This window comes from Sagittula stellata E-37, from assembly GCF_039724765.1.
GTDB lineage: Bacteria > Pseudomonadota > Alphaproteobacteria > Rhodobacterales > Rhodobacteraceae > Sagittula > Sagittula stellata.
This window is the reverse complement of the sequence record NZ_CP155729.1, coordinates 1,917,761-1,937,690: the sequence shown is the minus strand read 5'-3', so window position 1 is coordinate 1,937,690 and position 19,930 is coordinate 1,917,761. Positions and strand designations below refer to the sequence as shown.

The window sequence follows — 19,930 nt, the reverse complement described above, 5'->3', positions numbered from 1 at the left end:
TCATGCGTCGTATCGCTCGGGGCCTCGCGGCTCTTTTCCTTTGCCTTGTCCAAAGCGGCATCGCGCAGGCCCAAGTCGTTCTGCCGGGCGACACCGTGACCCCCTATTTCAACGACGTGCGCGGCTGGCGCGTGGATGTCGTGTCGGAACAGCCCGGGCGCGGGTTTGTGGGCTGCCGGGCGTCGCGCGTCATCGACGGCGACGCGGTGGCCATCGACCGGATCGAGGGCGACTGGCGGTTCATCTTCCCGACCGGCGTCTTCGCCGTCTACGAAGGCGGCACGATGGATTACGACAAGTACAGCATCGACGCGCAGTTCGATCTGCGTGATGGCTGGGCGGTGCGGTTCCTGGAAGGCCAGGAGCTGGCTTTGCTTAAGGGCGCCGGGCTGGTCCGCGTCTCGGTGAACGACGACCCCCGGGGCGCACGCGGCTATTCGATGGCCGGCTCCACCGCGGCGTCGCTGAAGGTCGAGGAGTGCGTCCAGCGCGGTGGCCAGATGGCGTCGGCCGTCCCCTCCACGCCCCCCGCCCCGCCTGCCCCGCCGCCGGCCGCCAACGCGTCGGCGATGCCGCTGATCTTCTACCAGGTGCCTGTAGGCGAGTCGCAGATCGGCGACTGCGACATGGGTTTCACAGAACCCTACCGCTGCACCTTCGACGGCCAGCCGCCGCAGCCCGGCTACAGCCATTCGGTGCTGGTGCAGAATGCCTTCGGCGAAGCGCCCTCCCTGACGATCAATGTCATCGACACGGCCAACGCCCATGTCTGGGCGTCGCTGGATGGCGGAAGCTGGATGTACATGGGCAACTGGCACCCGACGGACGGCGGCACCTGCGCCGAACCGGACGCCACACAGACCCCGGACGCAGAGGCCAACATCGGTCAGGATTACTGGAAGTTCTGCGTTCTCCAGTGATCTATGGCGACAGGGCAGACCGTCTGTCCCCTCAGCGCCTCAAGGGATGGGCCTGCAGCGAGACACGTCGGGCCTTCGGGCCCGTCCCTTCGCAGTCAGGCCCCCAGTCCCCGCGTATCAGGCGCTTTTCAGCAGGTCGGTGTGCTTGCCGCGCGCCCAGTCGCGGACGGCGTCCCCGAAGGCCTGGAACAGCGGGCGGGAGACGGGATCGTTCGCGGCATCCCACTCCGGGTGCCACTGCACCGACAGGGTGAAGCCCTTGGCACCTTCGACATAGATCGCCTCCGGCGTGCCGTCGGGGGCATGGCCGTCGATCACGATGCGGCGGCCCGGCGTCTTGATGCCCTGCCCGTGCAGGGTATTGGTCATCACCTCGGTCGCGCCGAACAGCCGGTGGAATACACCCCGCTCCGACAAGGTCACCTTGTGGCGCAGGGCGAACTTCTCCTCGATGGTGCCGTCCGGTGGCATGCGGTGGTTCATCCGTCCCGGCAGGTCGCGGATTTCCGGATAGAGCGTTCCGCCCATCGCCACGTTGACCTCCTGGAACCCGCGGCAGATGCCGAAGAACGGCTGTCCCCGCTCCACGCAGGCGCGCACCAGCGGCAGGGTGATCCCGTCGCGATAGCGGTCATGTGCGCCATGCGCCTCGGTCCATTCCTCGCCGTATTCCTCGGGGTGGACGTTGGGCCGACCGCCGGTCAGCACAAAGCCGTCACAGACCTCCATCAACTCGTCGACCGATACAAGGCGCGGGTCGGGCGGAATAACCAGAGGCATGCATCCGGACACCTGCGCAACAGCCTCGGAGTTCATCGTCCCGCCAGCGTGGGCGGGGTACTGATCGTTGATGAGATGCGAGTTGCCGATGATGCCGACGACGGGGCGCTTCATGCCGTGCTCCTTCTTTGTCACCATAACTTAGATCACATTGCGGTTCAGAAAAAGATCAAGCACGCGCACGGCAAGCCTGTTTCAGCACACATCTGCCAGCCAAGATCATGAATGCGGCAAATCACCGATGCGAAGTGCCGCTGAAGCAAGGCAGTTGATCCTCCAGCGCCGCGCCGACGGGCCCGGCAGCGAATGTCCGGGGCTGCGTCGGTCTCTCAGTAGTCCGTCGAACGCGGCATACCGACGAATTCGCGTTGAACGTGCACGCTTCCAGTGATCCGATGCCTATACTCGTCCGGGCATCGCCGGTCGGGTCCGGGAAGATGTCAGGGAGGACAGGATGAGCGCACCGACAGACACAATGACACCCGAGGCAATCGACCTCTCCACCTGGGACCGGGCCGAGCATTTCCACTTCTTCCGCAGTTATGCCCGCCCCCACTACGCCGTCACCTGCCGCCTTGACGCCTCGCATCTGATGGCGCGAAGGCATGCGGACCGGATTTCGCCGTTCCGCGCTTGCCTCCACGCAATGGGCGCCGGTCTGAACGCCAACGAGGCACTGCGCACGAGGTTCCGCGGCGACGAGGTGGTGCGCCACGACCGCATCGGCTTGTCGATCACCGTCCCCCGTCAACGGGAAGGGTTTGCCTACGCCTACCTGCCATGGCAGCCGGAATTCCACGCCTTCGACCGCGACGTGGCGGACCGGATCGAGGCTGCGGCGGCGGAGACCGGGTTGATGACATCAGACGTCAGCGGCGACGGCGTGGCCTACATGTCCTGCCTGCCCTGGATGGACTTCACCGCGCTGGACCACGCGGTGCCGGGGCCGGACGACTGCATTCCCCGTGTATCCTGGGGCAAGATCGTGGAAGAGAACGGCCGCCACAAGGTCGCCGTCAACATCCAGGTGCATCATTCTGTGGTGCATGGCGCCGACCTCGGCCAGTTCTACCAGGAGACACAGACCGCTCTGAACGCCCTTTAGCCCGCAGGGCTCAGGCCGCTTCCTCGTCCTGTTCCGCCTGTTGACGCTGCCAAAGGGCGGCATAACGGCCCCCCTTGTCCAGAAGCGCCTCGTGCGTTCCCTCCTCGACCACCTCGCCCTGTTCGAGCACCACGATGCGGTCGGAATCGGCGATGGTCGACAGGCGGTGCGCGATGGTCAGTACGGTCCGCCCCTCGCCCGCGCGGCGCAACGCATCCTGGATCGACGCCTCCGTCTCTGTGTCGAGCGCCGAGGTCGCCTCGTCCAGCAGCAGCACGGGCGGGTTCTTCAGAAGGGTCCTGGCAATGCCGACGCGCTGCTTTTCACCGCCAGACAACTTCAGACCGCGTTCGCCCACTTGCGTATCGTAGCCCTCTGGCAGCGCCTCGATGAAGGTGTGGATCTGCGCGGCGCGCGCCGCCTGCACGATCTCTTCCTCGGTGGCCCCGTCGCGTCCGTAAGCGATGTTGTAACGGATCGTGTCATTGAACAGCACGGTATCCTGCGGCACGACCCCGATGGAGGCATGCAGGCTGTCCTGCGTCACGTCGCGCAGGTCCTGCCCGTCGATGCGGATCGCGCCGCCGTTCACGTCGTAGAACCGGAAGAGCAGCCGCCCTATGGTCGACTTGCCGGACCCCGACGGTCCGACCAGCGCGACACGCTCACCCGCGCCGACGTTGATCGACACGCCCTTCAGGATCGGGCGCGCCGGGTCGTAGCCGAAGCGTACGTCTTCCAGCGCCACGGCGCCGCCGGCCACCGCCAGCGCGGGGGCGCCCGGTTTGTCCGAGACTTCCTGCGGTTGCTCCAGAAGGTCGAACATCTCGCCCATATCCACAAGCGCCTGGCGGATTTCGCGGTAGACGGTGCCGAGGAAGTTCAGCGGCATGGTGATCTGGATCATGTAGGCATTGACCATGACGAAGTCGCCCACGGTCAGCGCTCCGTTCTGCACGCCAACCGCCGCCATGACCATCACGATCACGAGACCCGTGGTGATGATGAGCGACTGGCCGAAGTTCAGCATGGCCAGCGACGTCGCGGTCTTCACCGCCGCCGCCTCGTAGCCCTGCATCGCCCGGTCGTAACGCGCCGCTTCTCGCCCTTCGGCGCCAAAGTACTTCACCGTCTCGAAGTTGAGGAGCGAGTCGATGGCCTTCTGGTTGGCGTCGGTATCCTGATCGTTCATCTGGCGGCGCAGCTTCACGCGCCACTCCGTGACCTTGAAGGTGAACCAGACGTACAAACCGATGACGCTTGCCACGACGACCAGATACCAGACGTCGAACAGGTAGAAGAGTACGGCGCCCACCAGCACGAGTTCGAGGACAAGCGGTCCGATGCTGAACAACAGGAAGCGCAGCAGGAATTCCACGCCCTTCACCCCACGCTCGATGATGCGGGACAGCCCCCCGGTCTTTCGGGTGATGTGGTAGCGCAGGCTCAGACGGTGGATGTGTTCGAAGGTTTCGAGCGCCAGCGCCCGCAGGGCCCGCTGCCCGACGCGTGCGAACACGCCGTCGCGCAACTGTTGGAAACCCACCGACATCAAGCGCGCCAGACCGTAGGCGACCGTCAGGCCCACCGCCCCCAGTGCAAGGTCCGAGACCTTGCCGTCGAGCGCGTCCACCGCCTGCTTGTAAAGGATCGGCGTGCCCACCGCGATAAGCTTGGACACCAGCAGGAAAATCATGGAGATCACCACGCGGCGCTTCACCCAGTCCTGACCTTCCGGCCAAAGGTAAGGGCCAACGCGGCGGATCGTGCGCATGCCGGAGCGGCGTTCCTCGCGGGCAATCTCCTTTGCGGTGGTGTCTGCTGCGGTGGTGTCTGCGGCCATGCGGGCGCTCCTGTGCCTAACGCCCGCCCCGAAGGGCGCGCCTGGGTCTGTCATGTCGGCAAGGGCCGCGCCTCAGCCATGCGCGGCATCCGCGCAGCGCCTTACCTAGCCCGCGATGGAGGGAAGAACCAGCCCCGGATCACTCCGTGGCTGCAGGTGTACCGTCCGGCAGGTCGAAGATCTGTCCGGGGTAGATCAGGTCGGGATTGCGGATACGCTCTCGGTTGGCCTGGAAGATCTTGACGTATTCGATGCCGTGGCCGTAGCGGTCCTGGGAAATTCCCCAAAGCGTGTTGCCAGGTTGGACGGTGATTTCCGAAATCGGGCCGTCGCTTCGTTCGAGGCTGGCCAGAAGGCCCGGGTCCTCGCGCAGGAACGGGCTTTCCACGCGGGCGAGGACGGTGCCGTCGCCGTCGATCTGGTCCACCCGCAGCGTGTAGGTGCCTGTATCGACATCCGGCAATTGCACCTTCCAGCGCCCGCTTTCGGCGATCCGCGACGTGGTGACGGGCCGATTGTCGAGGTAGACCCGGACAAAGGCATCGTCCGCCCCACGGCCTGTCAGCAGCACCTCGCCCGCGCTGCCGTAGTTGATCGTGTCGAGCGCGACCTCGTCGGGCTGGAGCGGGCCAGAGGCCAGCACCTCCACCCCCTGCGGTCCCGAGACGAAGACCTTGGGCGCCTGCGGCGCCCCGGTTTCGTCCGGCTGCGGGGCGGGATCGCGCGACGCGATGTCGGTGTCTTGCGCAGACGGCGTGCCCGCCGGTGCCGCCGCGTCTGCCGGCATGGCAGGCGCGCCCGGCTCAGCGGTGGCCACGCTGGGCGGTGCCTCCGGATCGTCGGTTGCCACAGGGGCGCTGCCGGACGTCGAAGCCAGGTCAAGACCGCCGGGTGTCGCCGGTCGCGGCGCGGAGAAGGACGCAAGTTCTCCTGCCGGGACAGACTCGTCCTGCCCGACGTCATCGCCAAGCGCCTGAGGCACGCTGCCCGGCTGCGGCATCGGCGCGGCAGTGGCCACGGCATCCGGGCTGGGGGCCTGGGCAGGATCAGTACGGACGGTATCCGCGCCAAGCGCTGTCGCGTCGGGCTGCGACCCGGACACGGCGGCACGGTCCGGTGACTGCGGCTGACCCAGCGGCCCCGGTGCTGCAGCTGCACGCTGTTCGAAGCGCGGCGGTTGTGTCACGTCGCTCGACAACGCTGCCGGGGCGACAATGACCTCATCCTGCGACATCACCTCTCCGCTATCGGCGCGGCTGCGCAGGCGCAAAACCGACGCCTTGCCTTCGGAAGGCAGGTCGAGGAAGGCCACAAATCTCCCGTCCCTGCCGATCAGGGCGGTTGCAGCGGGATCTCCGTCGACCAGCACGTCGATTTCGGCGCCCGGCTGCCCGGCGCCCGCGACCAGCGTGCTACCACCCGGCTCTGCCCGAACGGTGTCGAAGCTCGGAGCGGAGGGATCGGAGACCATAGGCGCCTCGTTTGCCGACGGCGTTGCGTCGGTTGCGTCGGCGGTTTCCATGTCTTCGGACGGTACCGGGTCAGCGGCGGACGGTCCGTCGCCGACCTCTGCCGGTTCAGACACGGCTGCGCTGTCTGCCGTCTCCGGCAAAGCGGTCGTTTCGGTCTGCTGCGAAGCTGCCTGCCCTGCGTCACCTGTCTCCACCGGCTCTGCGCGCAACCCTTCCGCCCCGTCTTTGGCACCCTCGCTGCGAACCGTAGCGTCTTCTCCAGCGGCCGGGGACAAAGCTTCGATCACGCCCGCGTCCCCCGCCGGCGCCTGCGTCGCATCCGCATCCGGCGAGACGCGCGCCGTGTCGTCAGCCGGCGTGTCGCCCCCGCCCGGCAAGTCGATCAGCCCCAGCGCCAGAGCAACGGCCAGTGCCCCCGCAACGGCCGCCCCTCCAAGTGCGCTGTTCTTCAAGGTATTGGTCATGGCAGTCTTTCAAACGGCTGCCCTGCGGCAGATGGCTCCCCAAAGCCGTCCACAGGGTGGTTGAGCGTGTATATCCCACGGTCTAAGTTGGGTCAAAAGCCGATTTTCCTTCACAATACAGCACAAGGGGCCGAGCATGCTCAGAAAATCCATCTGCGTGTACTGCGGGTCGCGTCCCGGCGACCGCGAAGCCTATACCACCGAGGCCGCCTCGCTGGGCACCGCCATCGCCGACGAAGGCTGGCGGCTGGTCTACGGCGCGGGAGACGTGGGGCTTATGGGCACCGTCGCACGGGCCGCGCAGGCCGCCGGTGGAGAAACCTTCGGTGTGATCCCCCAGCACCTTCAGGCCCGCGAGGTCGGCAAATCCGACCTCACCACCTTCATCGTCACGGAGACGATGCACGAGCGCAAGAAGGTCATGCTGATGAACGCCGATGCGGTGGTTGTGATGCCCGGCGGGCCCGGTTCGCTCGACGAGTTCTTCGAGGTTCTGACGTGGCGCCAGCTTGGCCTGCACCGGAAACCGATCGTGCTGCTGAACGTCGCGGACTACTGGGCGCCGCTTATGGCCCTGATGGACCATGTCGTGGACAACGGCTTTGCCGACCGCTCGCTTCTGGACTACGTTCAGAGCGGCGTTTCCGCCGCCGATACCATGGCGCTCCTGCGCCGTGCCCTCTCCTGAGCCAGCGACTGGAAGGAATAGATCGCCAGCGCCAGCCAGATCAGCCCGAACGCCACAAGCTGGAAAGTGTTCAGCGGCTCGCCGAACAGCACCACCGCACAGAAGAATTGCAACGTCGGGTTCATGTATTGCAGGAGGCCCAGCGTCGCCATGTTCACCCGCTGCGCGGCGGCAGAGAACAGGATCAGGGGCAGTGCTGTCAGCACACCCGAAAAGGCCAATAGCGCGGACAGACCGACATCGTGGCCGAACACGCCGCCTCCGCCCCAGTGGACATGCGCCAGCCATCCGAGCCCAACGGGCGACAGCACGAGAACCTCGGCGGTGACAGAGGTCATGGCCCCCACGGTCAGGCGCTTCTTGACCAGCCCGTAAAGACCGAAGGTCATTGCAATCACGAGCGAGATCCACGGCGCCACGCCAAGCCCCAGCGTCAACTGCGTGACGGCAATGGTCGCCAGCCCGACGGCAAGCCATTGCAATGGCGCCAGCCGCTCCTTGAGCACCAAGGTGCCAAGCAGCACGGCGACGAGCGGGAACATGTAGTAGCCAAGCGCCGACTCGACGACATGACCCGACTGGACAGAGAAGATGAAAAGGAACCAGTTCGAGGAGATCATGAACGCGGCAAAGGCGACGATGGCGACCGACCGCATGTTGCCAAGCGCCACGCGCAACCGCCCGAGACGCTTCTGCATCGCAAGGATCCCCGCAAAGACGACAAGCGACCAGACCGTGCGATGGGCAAGCAATTCCAGCGGCGGGACGTCCACCAGCAACTTGTAATAAAGCGGTGACAGTCCCCAGATCGAACAGGCGCCGATCATCAGCAGGATACCGTGGACTTGTGGGGACATCAGACACGCTCCGGAAATACGCAACCGTGGTAGCAGTCCCGCCCGGCGGAGCAAGGGCATACAACGGGCTGCAAAGACGACGTTGCGCCGGACTTCGGGCGCAAGACGTAGAAAGGGCGCGGATGAACCGCGCCCCCTTTCATGTCGCAATCAGACCCTGAATTACAGGCGGGACGCCACGTTTTCCCAGTTCACCAGGTTGTCCAGGAAGTTCTGCAGGTAAGCCGGGCGCTTGTTGCGGAAGTCGATGTAGTAGGAATGCTCCCACACGTCGCAGCCCAGCAGAGCGGTCTGGCCGAAGCACAGCGGGTTCACGCCGTTCTCGGTCTTGGTGACTTTCAGGCCGCCGTCGGTGTCCTTCACCAGCCACGCCCAGCCGGAACCGAACTGGCCACCGCCTGCGGCGGCGAAGTCTTCCTTGAACTTGTCGACGGTGCCGAAGCTGTCCTTGATGGCCGCCTCAAGCTCGGACGGCATTGCGCCCTTGTTGGCGCCCATCATTTCCCAGAACTGGCAGTGGTTCCAGTGCTGCGAAGCGTTGTTGAAGATACCCGACTGGGCGACGGCACCGGAATTGTAGGTGCCCTTGATGATCTCCTCGACGCTCTTGCCTTCCCACTCGGTGCCGGCAATCAGCTTGTTGCCGTTGTCGACGTAGGCCTTGTGGTGGATGTCGTGATGGTACTCCATCGTCTCCCGGCTCATGCCGCTGGAGGCCAGCGCGTCGTGTGCGTAGGGAAGATCGGGAAGTTCGAAAGCCATTGGGTTACCCTCTCCGTATTGGCAAGTCTCGCTCACTTACCTGTTCCTGTGGACGGCAGAGGTCAAGTGAATGTCGCGAAAAACCGCGTCCCGCTCAACGGGAGAGTGTGTCGACCTGGCACGCCCCACCCTTCGTGAAGTTGTTCGAATACCCCGAAGGTTCGGCGAGAATCGAGAAGTGACCCGAGGATTTGACATAGGTGCCACGATACCTCAGCCTGACCGGGCTGACCTGCAGCGTCACGTCGACCGTCCAGGCGAATGTCGTGCGGCTTGCATTGTCCACGACAAGCCTGCCCTCCACCGGCTGACCGTCGTTGAATGCAAGGATCATGGCATCCGACACCACCACCCGATCACTGACGGTGTCGCGTGCGATGAAGATCAGCGGCTGGATGATGTCCTGCGTTTCCGCGCCCCGGACGGAGCACTTGTAGGCCACGAGATCGGCCTCCGCCGCCGTGGCGACGCTCGCACATATGGCGACGAACGCCGCCGTGAGACATCTCAACATGCGCCGTTCCTCGCTTTCCGCCGCCCGCTCACTATTGGCGAGCGGCGGTGCGAAGACAACCTTCAGCGTGCCGCACTGCGGAAATAGTCCACACGGCTATCGGGATGCGCGGCGGTACTCAGCAACTCGAACATGTAGTCGGCCACGGAGCGGAAACAGAACACCGTCGCCGTCTCCTCGTCCTCAAGCCAGACACCGGTGGCGACCTTGCCGAAGCGGGTGCGCCGCAGCTCGCCCGGCGGAAGCCCGTCCGGAGCCATGTCGAGCGGTGCGAGCTTTGCGATTATTTCGCGCACGGCACGCCCTTTGAGGCGGAACACCGCCCGGGCGTCGGACACGTCCAGCACCAGCGCGTGCTGACCCGACAGCGCCTTTGCCAGTCTGGCGGCGCAACCTGCAGCCTCGGTATGCGGAACCAGCAACATCAGCTCGTCCGGCGACATCCACAGAAGGCCGCGCGCACCGTCCACCGAGGCGCCGCGCTGCTCCGGGAAAGCAACCTTCGCCACGTCGGTCACCGCCTCACGGAAGGCGTCGGAGGCAAAGTCGCCACGGATCGTCACCATGCCCTGCAGACCGATGGCACGGACCTCGACGAAGCCCTCGTACACTCCCAGTTCAGACATTCTGCTTCTCTCCTTCCGGATCGTAGAAGACCGGGCTGACGATGCAGGCGGCCACTTCGGTTTCGCCATCGTCCTTCATGAAACTGATGGTCTCGCCCATCCGCTGCGGACCATTGTGCACCAGGCCCATGGCGATGCCCTTCTTCAGCGTCGGCGACCAGTAGGTCGACGTCACACGACCTTGCGTGTTGCGCTGGCCATTGGCGTTCCGACCGGGCGACGCGGCATAGGCACCGTCCGGCAGGACGGAGCCGTCCACGGTTTCCAGTCCCACCAGCTGCCAACGGTCGGGATTGTCCATGTAGCTGCGTGCCTGTGCCCGCTTGCCGATGTAGTCCTCTTTCTTCTTCGAGATCGCCCAGTGCAGGCCCAGGTCCTGCGGGATCACCGTGCCGTCGGTCTCGTCCCCGATCATGATAAAGCCCTTCTCGGCCCGCATGACGTGCAGCGCCTCAGTGCCGTAAGGTGTCGCGTCGTACTCCTTGCCGGCCTCCAGAAGCTTGTCCCAGAGCGCACGGCCCTGGCTTGCGGGCACCGCGATCTCGTAGCTCAGTTCCCCCGAGAAGGAGATCCGGTAGATGCGCACCGGGAACCCGCCGAGCGTGCCGTCCTTCCACTCCATGAAGGCCATCGCCTCTTTCGACACGTCCATGCCGCCGAGTTTCTCAAGCAGGTTCCGGGCGTTGGGGCCGACGACGGCGATCTGTGCATAGGCTTCGGTGACGTTGGCGGTGTAGACCTTCCAGTCCCACCATTCGGTCTGCAGCCATTCCTCCATGTGGGCGTGGATGCGGTCCGCCCCACCGGTCGTCGTGTGGCAGAGGAAGGTATCCTCATCGATCCGGGCCACCACGCCGTCGTCGGTGAGGAAGCCGTTCTCCGTGCACATCAGGCCGTAGCGGCATTTGCCCGGCTTCAGCGTGCTCATCATGTTGGTGTAGAGCATGTCGAGGAAGCGGCCCGCGTCCGGCCCCTTCACGATGATCTTGCCGAGCGTGGAAGCGTCAAGCATTCCAACGCTTTGGCGGGTGGCGTTGATCTCGCGGATGACAGCATCCTCGACGCTTTCACCTGCCTTGGGGAACGCATAGGGACGGCGCCAGTCGCCGACCGGCTCGAAAGTGGCACCGTTTGCCTCGTGCCAGCCGTGAATCGCTGTCTTGCGCAGCGGATGGAACAGGTCGCCCCGCGCGTCGCCTGCTATCGCACCCATCGAGATCGGTGTGTACGGAGGACGGAAGGTGGTTGTACCGACCTGAGGGATCGGCTCTCCCAACGCATCCGAAAGGATCGCCAGTCCGTTGATGTTGCTCAACTTTCCCTGATCCGTTGCCATGCCAAGCGTGGTGTAGCGCTTGGTGTGTTCGACGGAACGGTAACCTTCGCGCGCCGCAAGCTGCACGTCAGAGACCTTCACGTCGTTCTGATAGTCGAGCCAGGCCTTCATCCGCAGACCGTCATGCGCACGTTCCGGCATCAACCAGACTTGCATCAGAGGTGCTTCAAGCGCGGCTTCACCGTTGGGCGCGGCCTGCTGATCGGCGTCGGACAAACCAAGAGCGGACAGCACCGATTTTGCTGCGTTGTCAGCGTCTTGAAGCGTATATTTGATGTGCATCGCGCCGCTGGCACTGCCAGCGGTTGTGACAAATGGCGCGCCATCCGCACCGGTGGGCGTGCGCGACGGATCGGGCTTGAAATAGGCCGCGGCATCGTCCCACGTCAGCTTGCCACCGCAGTGCGACCAGAGGTGAACAACCGGAGACCAGCCCCCCGACATGGCGACGGCTTCGCAGGCGATCTCTTCGAGGACCGCACCCTCGCCGCGCTGGAGACCGATGGCCACCCCCTCGACCCGCTTGCTGCCGAACACCTTGGTTATCGCGCGGTCGCGTTCGACCCGGATCCCCATGGCCTGCGCTTCCTTGACCAGCGGCCCTTCGTCGCCGTGCGGGCGCGCGTCGACGATGATCGGCACGGCCAGACCGGCCTTCTTCAAGGCGATGGCGGTGCGGTAAGCGTCATCGTTGTTGGTCACGACCACGGTGCGGTCGCCCGGCGACACGCCGTAGTTCACAAGGTAGTCCCGCACGGCAGAAGCCAACATGACACCCGGAACATCGTTGCCGCCGAAGCTGAGCGGGCGTTCGAGCGCACCGGTTGCTGTCACGACCTGCCGGGCCCGGATGCGCCACAGGCGGTGACGCGGACCGGCAAGGTACGGCGCGTGGTCGTTCACCCGCTCGTAGGCCAGAACATACCCATGGTCATAGACGCCCGCGCCCATCGTGCGGGTGCGGAACTCAACGTTTGGCATGGCCTCCAGTTTTTCAACCGCTTGCGAGACCCAGTCTTCGGCGGAAAGCCCGTCGACGGTGCCGCCATCGACCGGCGCACGACCACCCCAGTGGGCGGTCTGCTCCAGAACCATGACACGCTTGCCCGACGCTCCGGCAACCAGAGCGGCCTGCAGACCGGCGATGCCGCCACCGATCACGAGGACATCCACGAAGGCGTAGAAGTGCTCGTAGTGATCGGGGTCGCGCGTTTCAGGATCCGGCGCCTTGCCCAGCCCGGCGGACTGGCGGATGAACGGCTCGTAGATGTGCTTCCAGAAGGGGCGCGGATGGATGAAGGTCTTGTAATAGAACCCGGCGGTCAGGAACTTGCCGAACAGACCGTTCATGGCGCCGATATCGTGCTCCAGCGACGGCCAATGGTTCTGCGACGTCGCGGTCAGGCCGTCGAACAATTCCGTCGTGGTGCAGCGCTGGTTCGGTTCGTGCTTCACGCCTTCGCCGAGGTTCACCAGGGCGTTCGGCTCTTCTGCGCCGGAGGCGACAATGCCGCGGGGACGGTGGTACTTGAAGCTTCGGCCGACCAACATCTGGTCCGTGCCAAGCAGCGCCGAAGCAAGTGTGTCGCCGGCGTAGCCGTCGAGCCGCTTGCCGTTGAAGGTGAAGCCCACCTTGGTCGACCGGTCGATCAGGCGACCCCCATGGGAAAGACGGGTGCTCATGTCAGGCCTCCGCGCAAAGAAGGTTGTTCGATTTGTGCAAGACTGGGTGCGAAAAATGGATCATTCCGCCGCCTCTATGTCGCGCCATTTGAAGTTGGGGTGCTTTTCCACAATACGCCCGAGGATATCTTCGGGCGGTCGCGTCGTCTGCGCGGAATAGGTGCCGAAGACTTCCATGCTCACTGTGCAACGCGCGGCATGGAACCACTTGCCACAGCCATAGGCGTGCCGCCAGCGCTCGAAATGCACACCTTTCGGGTTCTCGCGGACAAAGAGGTAGCCCTCGAAGTCGTCGTCGGAAGACCCGGGCCCGAAGCGTTTCAGATGCGCTTCGCCGCCTGCGGACAGCTCTGTTTCATCGGCGGCGACGCCGCAATACGGACAGGTGAAGATCAGCATGTCGGAGCCTCCATCCGGGGGAAATAGATATGACCCGCGCGGGCCTGATCGGCGTCGCGCAGGCTGACGTGCGGGCACGAAAAAAGGCCGGACTGCTCGCGCAGCCCGACCTTCTCCGGTCCGTGCCATGAACCTGAGGGGGTGGCGTCAGTTGCCGTCTGCAGCGGGCGCAGCTTCGCCGTCCGCGGGAGCGGGCGCTGTCTCGCCTGCAGGGGCCGCGTCGGTGTTGGCTGCAGGCGTGCCCGCGCCTTCGTCGCTTTGGACGGTGATGTTGACGTTGGAACCGCCAGCGTCGGTTGCCGCAGTGTCTGCACCGCCGAAGATGACCCAGGCCAGGAACGCGACAACGACAACGAGAATTCCGACGATGAATGCGATGCCGGAGTTTCCGCCGGTCTCACGGGTCGTGGTCGTGGTCGTTGTGTGGTTGTTGTGCGTTGAGTCCGACATGTTCTTTGTCCTTTCGCTTTCAGCGTCGGAACATGAACGTGGATATTCTCGGAAAGGTTCCGCACGATTTTCGCCAACATCAGTGGGCCACCCCGGCGGCCACGGATTCGTCGATGAAGCGTCCTTCGCGGAAGCGGTTCATCGAGAAATCTTCGCAGAGTGCGGACTTCCCTGTCGCCATCAGCTCGGCAAAGCCCCAGCCGGAACCCGGGATCGCCTTGAAACCGCCGGTGCCCCAGCCGCAGTTGATGAAACAGCCCTCGACCGGGGTCTTCGACAGGATCGGAGACCGGTCGCCGGTCATGTCCACGATGCCGCCCCACTGGCGCAGCATCTTGAGGCGCGACACCATCGGGAAGGTTTCGATCAGCGCGGCTACGGTGTGTTCGATGTGGTGGAACGACCCGCGCTGCGTGAAGGCGTTGTAGCTGTCGGTGCCGCCGCCGATCACCATCTCGCCCTTGTCGGACTGCGACATGTAGCCGTGCACGGTATTCGCCATGACGACACAGTCCATGACCGGCTTGATCGGCTCGGAGACGAGCGCTTGCAGCGGCGCGGAGTCCACCGGCAGGCGGAAGCCCGCCATGCGCGCCAGCTCGCCGGAGTGGCCGGCAACAACGACGCCCAGCTTGTCGCAGGCGATGTGGCCCTTGGTCGTGTCGACACCGGTGACCTTGTCGCCGTCACGTGTGACGCCGGTGACCTCGCAGCGCTGGATGATGTCCATGCCCATGGCCGAGCACGCACGCGCATAACCCCAGGCCACGGCATCGTGGCGCGCGGTCCCTGCCCGTTCCTGCCAGAGCGCGCCCAGCACCGGGTAGCGCGGACCGTCGAGGCGGATGATCGGCACGATCTCCTTCACCCGCTTGGGTGAGATGAACTCCGTCTGAACGCCCTGGAGGGCATTGGCGTGCGCCGTGCGCTGGTAGCCCCGGACCTCGTGTTCGGTCTGCGCCAGCATCATCACGCCGCGCGGACTGAACATGACGTTGTAGTTCAGATCCTGGCTCAGCGTCTCGTAAAGCGAGCGTGCCTTTTCGTAGATCGCCGCGGACGGATCCTGCAGGTAGTTCGACCGGATGATGGTCGTGTTCCGGCCGGTGTTGCCACCGCCGAGCCAGCCCTTCTCGATCACCGCGACATTGGTGATGCCGAAATTCTTGCCGAGGTAGTAGGCGGTGGCGAGGCCATGGCCCCCTGCGCCAACGATCACGACATCGTAACGTTTCTTGGGCTGTGCATCGCGCCACGCCTTTTCCCAGCCTTTATGGCCGGTCATCAGGGCTTCACGGACGATGGCAAAGGCGGAATAGCGTTTCATGGCTCGAATCCCCGTCGTTTCGCCGTTTGATGCACCCAAATAGTGCCCGTTCGCGACATGCAACCGTCATTCCGGTGCGCAGTTGCGACATGGGTTCTCACCGGGTCCTTTTGCCCTTTTGTCGGGCGGCCCGCGCGCTTAGATCAGAGCGAACGAAGAGGAGGCAAGATGGTATTCTGGATCCTGACAGGCGCGGTTGCGCTGGTGGTCGCGGCCGGGCTGGGCTGGTCGGTCCTGCGAGGCACACGGGAAACGGGTCCGGCCGAGGCCTTCGACATGCAGGTCTACCGCGACCAGCTTTCGGAAATCGACAACGATGCGGCCCGCGGGAAGATCGACGCCGAAGAGGCCGAGCGCCTGAGGCTCGAAATCTCGCGCCGCCTTCTTTCCGCCGATGCCAAGGCACAGGTAAACGACGCGTCCGTTGCTCAGCCGAAAGGGGTCAGCCGGGTCACCGCCGGCCTTCTGACTCTGGTGCTGCTGGTCGGCGGGTTCGGTCTGTACCTCGCGCTTGGCGTACCGGGGTATCGCGACCAGCCGCTGCAGATGCGCCTCTCCGCCGCCGCCGACGCATTGAAGAACCGCACCAGCCAGGCCGACGCCGAGGCGCGCCTGCCCGCACCGATGCCGGATGACGCGCCGGACGAATACCTGGACCTCGTGGTGAAGCTGCGTGCCGCTGTCGAGGCACGGCCGAACGAACTGCAGGGCCAGATCCTGCTGGCCCGCTCGGAAGCAGCCTTGGGGAACTACCGCGCGTCCTACCAGGCCCAGCAGAAGATCATCGAGTTGAAGGGCGACCAGGCCACGGCAGAAGACTACGCCAACCTCGCCGACATGATGGTGCTGGCGGCGAACGGGTATGTCTCGCCCGAGGCGCAGAAGGCGCTGGAGCAGGCCCTTGGCCGCGATCCCGAAAACGGCGTTGCGCGGTTCTATGGCGGTTTGATGATGGCGCAGATCGGGCGGCCCGACCGGGGCTTCCGTATGTGGCGCGACCTCCTGTCGGACAGCCAGCCGGACGATCCGTGGGTGGCGCCGCTGCGCGCACAGATCGAGGAAATGGCCATGCGGGCGGGCGAGACGCGTTTCCAGCTGCCGCCGCTTCCGACGGCACGCGGCCCGTCGCAGTCCGACATGGATGCGGCCGCGGACATGACGCCGGAGGCACGGCAGGAGATGATCCGTGGCATGGTGAACCAGCTGTCGGAGCGGCTCGCCAACGAAGGCGGTGCGCCAGAGGAATGGGCACGTCTGATCTCCTCGCTGGCGGTGCTCGGCGATACGGAGCGCGCGGGCGCAATCTGGACGGAGGCAAAGACCGTCTTTGCCGGAAACGAGGCCGCGCTTCAGACCATTCGGGACGCAGCCCGCAGTGCCGGGGTGTCGGAGTGATCCACGAGACGATCGAGGGCTTTGCCGCCGCTCTGCCGCCGATGCAGGCCCTGATGGGGCTGGATCTCGGGACGAAGACCATCGGTGTGGCGGTGTCGGACGGCTTGAGGTCCGTCGCCACGCCGCTGGAGACCGTGAAGCGCAAGAAGTTCGGTGTCGATGCGGAGCGTCTACAGGCCCTGATCGCAGGGCGCCGCATCGGCGGATTGATCCTTGGCCTGCCCCGCAACATGGACGGGACAGAGGGACCCCGGTGCCAGTCCACCCGCGCCTTCGCCCGCAATTTCGCCGCGCTCTGGGACGGTCCGATCGGCTATTGGGACGAACGGCTGTCCACCGTCGCGGCAGAAAAGGCATTGCTTGAGGCGGATACGACACGGAAACGTCGCGCAGAGGTCATAGACCATGTCGCGGCCTCCTATATCCTGCAAGGAGCGTTGGACCGGTTGCGGTTCCTCGGCGCATGACAAGAGAGCAGTAAGGCAAACCGCATGAAGGACGACGTCTGGCGACGCGATGAGATCGAAAGCCCCTGCGTCAAGCTGTGCACCGTGCATCCCGCCGCCCGGCTTTGCGTGGGGTGCCTGCGCACGGTCGACGAGATCGCCAACTGGTCGCGCATGACGTCGGAAGAGCGGCGCGAGATCATGTCCGTCCTTCCCACGCGAAAGTCCAGAATCGCAACGCGCCGCGGCGGTCGCGCGGCGCGTCTGAAGGAGCGTGGATAGCGCCGGTCAGGCCGCTACGGGCGGAACCGGTGCCGGATCGGCGACGGCGATCGGAACATCGCCGTCATAACCCTGGATCGCGACGTCCGACGCCCCGACCGAAGTCGCCGACATCACACTCGCCACGACCGTACCGTTCACCCGCGCCTCGACCAGAGAGGAGCCGTCGGTGTTGTTGGTGATCGAGAGCGTGGTGTCGTCGAGATCGTCTTCGGGGATCTGGAACAGGATCATGTCTTCACCCGGGTTGAAGTCGGTGATCGTGCCCGCAACCGCGCTGCCAAAGAACATGTCCGCCCCCGCGCCGCCGGTCATCATGCCCGACCCGGCCAGTTCGTCGTCACCGTCCCCGCCGACAAGAACGCCGTTGCCGACCAGCGTGTCGTTGCCTGCGCCGCCGTCGACCGTGGCATTGTCGTTGATCCCGCCGTACACATCGTCACCGTCGCCAAGCTCGATGTCGTATAGGCCCGTCTCGGCGGCAGATGTGGCCGTGCCGTCGCCAGTCACCGAAACGCTGTCGTTGCCAAGACCCATGTCGATGGTGCCCGCCCCGCCGTTTGCGACCAAGGCATCGTCGCCCGCGCCCGCCTCGACAGTATTGACACCGTCCTCAAGGCTGATTGCATCGTTGCCGTCGCCCGCCAGCACGGTGTCGTTGCCGGTGCCGTCAAAGATCGTGTCGTTGCCCGCGCCCCCATCCAGCAGGTCGGCGCCTTCCATGCCCTTCATGAGGTCGTTGCCCAGACCGCCGATCAAGGTGTCGTTGCCGTAGCCGCCGACCAGCTTGTCGTCGTTCGGGCCACCGTCCATCTCGTCGTTGCCAGCACCGCCAACCAGCTTGTCCTCGCCGAGGTTGCCGCTGAGTGTATCGTTGCCCGCCTCGCCAAGCAGCGTGTCGTTGCCGCCGTTGCCCGACAGGTCGTCATTGCCGGTGCCACCGAACAAAACGTCGTCTCCCGGGCCCCCGATCAACGTGTCGTTGCCTTCACGCCCGTCGATCCGGTCGTCGCCTGCGCCACCGTTAACGACGTCGTTGCCTTCATAGGCGATGTAGCGGTCGTTAGAGTTGCCAAGCGTTTCCGTATCGTCCCCGGATGTACCAGCATTCACCGTCGGGGGGATAGGGATGCCGGGATTTTCTTGCCCATCGGTGCCGCCGCCACCATCCGTGCCGTTGTCGGTCGGGCCTTCGGTCGGGAAGGACTCATTGTCATCGTCGTCATCGCTGTCGAACAGTCCCCCGAGACTGGCGAGCAGCAGAAAAGGCAGCAAGGAAAGCACCCACATAGCTCAATAACCCCCAATTTTAGCAGCATGAAAATCAGCGTGCGTAATTTTTAACACTTTATCAATTTTTTTCGTAATTCCAGCACCTTTGAGGGAAAGTGGGCATGATTGCGGCCTATTGTTTACAGATCTAGGACAGTCGCACATGCATGCACGGTTCGTTGAACACGTTAACCATAATCGCGCCCAAGCTCTGAATCGCTTGATTCTGTTTGGCGTCAGGTCGGCGCGCGGCTCAGGCGGCCCGGGCGGCAACTTCCGACAGCGCACGCTCGACGACGGCCGGACCGGCACCGTCGCGTGTCGTGTCCGTCGACAGTACCTGTCTCCACCGCCGTGCACCGGGACACCCCGCAAAAAGGCCGAGCATGTGACGCGTCACCTGATGCAGGCGGCCGCCTCTTGTCAGATGGCGCTCGATGTACGGAAGCATGTCGCGGACCACGTCCTCGCGACCGCGCCGGGTCTGGGGGTCGCCCCAGATGCGCGCATCCGCTTCGCCCAGGATATCCCAGGGCTGATGATAGGCGGCCCGCCCCACCATCACCCCGTCCAGCCCAGCATCGAGGAAACCCACCGCCTGATCCAGCGAACCGATGCCGCCGTTCACCGACAGATGCAGGTGCGGAAAGAGACCACGCATCTGCATCACCAGATCATAGTCGAGCGGCGGAATATCCCGGTTCTCCTTCGGCGACAGGCCCTGAAGCCACGCCTTGCGCGCATGGATCGAGATCCGCGAACAGCCCGCGGCACCGAGTCGGGCCAGGAATTCGGGCAGCACAACGCAAGGGTCCTGGTCGTCTACGCCGATCCGGCATTTCACCGTGACGTCCACATCGACCGCGTCCTGCATCGCCTCGACGCAGCGGATCACCGTATCCGGATTCTTCATCAGGACCGCGCCGAAAGTGCCCGACTGCACCCTGTCGGAAGGACAGCCGCAGTTGAGGTTGATCTCGTCATACCCGGCCGCTGCGCCAAGGCGCGCCGCCTCCGCCAATTCCGACGGGTCGGACCCGCCCAGTTGCAAGGCGACGGGGTGCTCCCCGGGATCGTGATCGAGCAGGTGCAAAGCCCCCCCGCGCACAAGAGCAGGCGCCGTCACCATCTCGGTGTACAGCAGCGCATGCCTCGACATGAACCGATGAAACACGCGGCAATGCCGGTCTGTCCAATCCATCATGGGTGCGACGGACAGGCGGGCGGCCGTTCTGACGTCGGCTCCGGCGGTATAATCGGCCTGTGTGCGCATGATCCCTGTAAACTTGCGTATCCGTGTCGCCGGCGT

19 protein-coding genes are annotated in these 19,930 nt (G+C 64.8%); 6 read left to right on the top strand and 13 right to left on the bottom strand.

What is annotated here, in order from left to right:
- Window positions 1-2 precede the first annotated feature (2 nt).
- Window positions 3-920 (top strand): hypothetical protein, encoded by a 918-nt coding sequence (locus ABFK29_RS09195; RefSeq protein ID WP_005857288.1) that lies wholly within the window; start codon window positions 3-5, stop codon window positions 918-920.
- A 117-nt stretch (window positions 921-1,037) separates the two neighbouring features.
- Here ABFK29_RS09195 and ABFK29_RS09190 read toward each other — a convergent pair whose 3' ends face one another.
- A complete protein-coding gene (locus ABFK29_RS09190) occupies window positions 1,038-1,814 on the bottom strand; it encodes a gamma-glutamyl-gamma-aminobutyrate hydrolase family protein (protein WP_040604291.1) in 777 nt (258 codons plus the stop codon).
- Between the two features lie 340 nt (window positions 1,815-2,154).
- On the opposite strand from ABFK29_RS09190, the gene ABFK29_RS09185 reads away from it, so the two are divergent.
- On the top strand, window positions 2,155-2,805 hold the full coding sequence (locus ABFK29_RS09185) for a CatA-like O-acetyltransferase (protein WP_232281527.1): 651 nt from the start codon (window positions 2,155-2,157) through the stop codon (window positions 2,803-2,805).
- A 10-nt stretch (window positions 2,806-2,815) separates the two neighbouring features.
- Here ABFK29_RS09185 and ABFK29_RS09180 read toward each other — a convergent pair whose 3' ends face one another.
- On the bottom strand, window positions 2,816-4,648 hold the full coding sequence (locus ABFK29_RS09180) for an ABCB family ABC transporter ATP-binding protein/permease (RefSeq protein ID WP_005857280.1): 1,833 nt from the start codon (window positions 4,646-4,648) through the stop codon (window positions 2,816-2,818).
- 139 nt (window positions 4,649-4,787) lie between these two features.
- The gene (locus ABFK29_RS09175; RefSeq protein ID WP_005857278.1) at window positions 4,788-6,584 is read right to left on the bottom strand and encodes a LysM peptidoglycan-binding domain-containing protein; all 1,797 of its coding nucleotides are present in this window, start codon (window positions 6,582-6,584) and stop codon (window positions 4,788-4,790) included.
- A 136-nt stretch (window positions 6,585-6,720) separates the two neighbouring features.
- Between ABFK29_RS09175 and ABFK29_RS09170 the strand changes: the two genes are divergently transcribed.
- Window positions 6,721-7,272, top strand: a complete 552-nt coding sequence (locus tag ABFK29_RS09170) for a TIGR00730 family Rossman fold protein (protein WP_005857276.1) — start codon at window positions 6,721-6,723, stop codon at window positions 7,270-7,272.
- On the opposite strand, the gene rarD is transcribed toward ABFK29_RS09170, so the two are convergent.
- The 8 genes from rarD to ABFK29_RS09130 form a co-directional block, all read right to left on the bottom strand.
- On the bottom strand, window positions 7,215-8,129 hold the full coding sequence (gene rarD, locus ABFK29_RS09165; protein ID WP_040604290.1) for an EamA family transporter RarD: 915 nt from the start codon (window positions 8,127-8,129) through the stop codon (window positions 7,215-7,217). The two genes, ABFK29_RS09170 and rarD, sit on opposite strands and share 58 nt — an antisense overlap.
- Before the next feature lie 162 nt (window positions 8,130-8,291).
- Window positions 8,292-8,891, bottom strand: coding sequence for a superoxide dismutase (locus ABFK29_RS09160; RefSeq protein WP_005857272.1), 600 nt, complete (start codon window positions 8,889-8,891; stop codon window positions 8,292-8,294).
- A 94-nt stretch (window positions 8,892-8,985) separates the two neighbouring features.
- On the bottom strand, window positions 8,986-9,405 hold the full coding sequence (locus ABFK29_RS09155) for a hypothetical protein (RefSeq protein ID WP_005857270.1): 420 nt from the start codon (window positions 9,403-9,405) through the stop codon (window positions 8,986-8,988).
- A 62-nt stretch (window positions 9,406-9,467) separates the two neighbouring features.
- Complete coding sequence (locus tag ABFK29_RS09150) at window positions 9,468-10,031, bottom strand: sarcosine oxidase subunit gamma (protein WP_005857268.1); 564 nt, start codon at window positions 10,029-10,031, stop codon at window positions 9,468-9,470.
- Window positions 10,024-13,050 carry a sarcosine oxidase subunit alpha family protein gene (locus tag ABFK29_RS09145; RefSeq protein ID WP_005857264.1) on the bottom strand — a complete coding sequence of 1,009 codons (3,027 nt, stop codon included), beginning with the start codon at window positions 13,048-13,050 and terminating at the stop codon, window positions 10,024-10,026. The genes ABFK29_RS09150 and ABFK29_RS09145 overlap by 8 nt, the downstream gene beginning before the upstream one ends.
- A 60-nt stretch (window positions 13,051-13,110) precedes the next feature.
- Window positions 13,111-13,449: a sarcosine oxidase subunit delta gene (locus tag ABFK29_RS09140; RefSeq protein ID WP_005857262.1), complete on the bottom strand. Its 339-nt coding sequence runs from the start codon at window positions 13,447-13,449 to the stop codon at window positions 13,111-13,113.
- A gap of 147 nt (window positions 13,450-13,596) precedes the next feature.
- Window positions 13,597-13,899 carry a hypothetical protein gene (locus tag ABFK29_RS09135; RefSeq protein ID WP_005857261.1) on the bottom strand — a complete coding sequence of 101 codons (303 nt, stop codon included), beginning with the start codon at window positions 13,897-13,899 and terminating at the stop codon, window positions 13,597-13,599.
- A 79-nt stretch (window positions 13,900-13,978) separates the two neighbouring features.
- A complete protein-coding gene (locus ABFK29_RS09130) occupies window positions 13,979-15,226 on the bottom strand; it encodes a sarcosine oxidase subunit beta family protein (RefSeq protein WP_005857259.1) in 1,248 nt (415 codons plus the stop codon).
- 168 nt (window positions 15,227-15,394) lie between these two features.
- On the opposite strand from ABFK29_RS09130, the gene ccmI reads away from it, so the two are divergent.
- Genes ccmI through ABFK29_RS09115 form a run of 3 tightly spaced genes read left to right on the top strand, consistent with a single transcriptional unit; the run spans window position 15,395 to window position 17,349 of the window.
- Window positions 15,395-16,621, top strand: a complete 1,227-nt coding sequence (gene ccmI / locus ABFK29_RS09125) for a c-type cytochrome biogenesis protein CcmI (protein ID WP_005857257.1) — start codon at window positions 15,395-15,397, stop codon at window positions 16,619-16,621.
- A complete protein-coding gene (gene ruvX, locus ABFK29_RS09120) occupies window positions 16,618-17,088 on the top strand; it encodes a Holliday junction resolvase RuvX (RefSeq protein WP_005857255.1) in 471 nt (156 codons plus the stop codon). The genes ccmI and ruvX overlap by 4 nt, the downstream gene beginning before the upstream one ends.
- A gap of 24 nt (window positions 17,089-17,112) precedes the next feature.
- Window positions 17,113-17,349, top strand: a complete 237-nt coding sequence (locus tag ABFK29_RS09115; RefSeq protein WP_005857253.1) for a DUF1289 domain-containing protein — start codon at window positions 17,113-17,115, stop codon at window positions 17,347-17,349.
- Between the two features lie 6 nt (window positions 17,350-17,355).
- On the opposite strand, the gene ABFK29_RS09110 is transcribed toward ABFK29_RS09115, so the two are convergent.
- Both ABFK29_RS09110 and dusA read right to left on the bottom strand, forming a co-directional pair.
- Window positions 17,356-18,624, bottom strand: a complete 1,269-nt coding sequence (locus ABFK29_RS09110) for a calcium-binding protein (RefSeq protein ID WP_198135696.1) — start codon at window positions 18,622-18,624, stop codon at window positions 17,356-17,358.
- Window positions 18,625-18,874: 250 nt separating this feature from the next.
- Window positions 18,875-19,894 (bottom strand): tRNA dihydrouridine(20/20a) synthase DusA, encoded by a 1,020-nt coding sequence (dusA, locus tag ABFK29_RS09105; protein WP_005857249.1) that lies wholly within the window; start codon window positions 19,892-19,894, stop codon window positions 18,875-18,877.
- Between the last annotated feature and the right edge of the window lie 36 nt (window positions 19,895-19,930).

Coding starts and splice junctions, on each gene's coding strand:
- dusA (WP_005857249.1), bottom strand. CDS start 19,894: ATGCGCACACAGGCCGATTATACCGCCGGAGCCGACGTCAGAACGGCC.
- ABFK29_RS09190 (WP_040604291.1), bottom strand. CDS start 1,814: ATGAAGCGCCCCGTCGTCGGCATCATCGGCAACTCGCATCTCATCAAC.
- ABFK29_RS09175 (WP_005857278.1), bottom strand. CDS start 6,584: ATGACCAATACCTTGAAGAACAGCGCACTTGGAGGGGCGGCCGTTGCG.
- ABFK29_RS09180 (WP_005857280.1), bottom strand. CDS start 4,648: ATGGCCGCAGACACCACCGCAGCAGACACCACCGCAAAGGAGATTGCC.
- ABFK29_RS09140 (WP_005857262.1), bottom strand. CDS start 13,449: ATGCTGATCTTCACCTGTCCGTATTGCGGCGTCGCCGCCGATGAAACA.
- ABFK29_RS09150 (WP_005857268.1), bottom strand. CDS start 10,031: ATGTCTGAACTGGGAGTGTACGAGGGCTTCGTCGAGGTCCGTGCCATC.
- ABFK29_RS09195 (WP_005857288.1), top strand. CDS start 3: ATGCGTCGTATCGCTCGGGGCCTCGCGGCTCTTTTCCTTTGCCTTGTC.
- ABFK29_RS09130 (WP_005857259.1), bottom strand. CDS start 15,226: ATGAAACGCTATTCCGCCTTTGCCATCGTCCGTGAAGCCCTGATGACC.
- ccmI (WP_005857257.1), top strand. CDS start 15,395: ATGGTATTCTGGATCCTGACAGGCGCGGTTGCGCTGGTGGTCGCGGCC.
- ABFK29_RS09170 (WP_005857276.1), top strand. CDS start 6,721: ATGCTCAGAAAATCCATCTGCGTGTACTGCGGGTCGCGTCCCGGCGAC.
- ABFK29_RS09155 (WP_005857270.1), bottom strand. CDS start 9,405: ATGTTGAGATGTCTCACGGCGGCGTTCGTCGCCATATGTGCGAGCGTC.
- rarD (WP_040604290.1), bottom strand. CDS start 8,129: ATGTCCCCACAAGTCCACGGTATCCTGCTGATGATCGGCGCCTGTTCG.
- ABFK29_RS09135 (WP_005857261.1), bottom strand. CDS start 13,899: ATGTCGGACTCAACGCACAACAACCACACAACGACCACGACCACGACC.
- ABFK29_RS09160 (WP_005857272.1), bottom strand. CDS start 8,891: ATGGCTTTCGAACTTCCCGATCTTCCCTACGCACACGACGCGCTGGCC.
- ABFK29_RS09185 (WP_232281527.1), top strand. CDS start 2,155: ATGAGCGCACCGACAGACACAATGACACCCGAGGCAATCGACCTCTCC.
- ABFK29_RS09115 (WP_005857253.1), top strand. CDS start 17,113: ATGAAGGACGACGTCTGGCGACGCGATGAGATCGAAAGCCCCTGCGTC.
- ABFK29_RS09145 (WP_005857264.1), bottom strand. CDS start 13,050: ATGAGCACCCGTCTTTCCCATGGGGGTCGCCTGATCGACCGGTCGACC.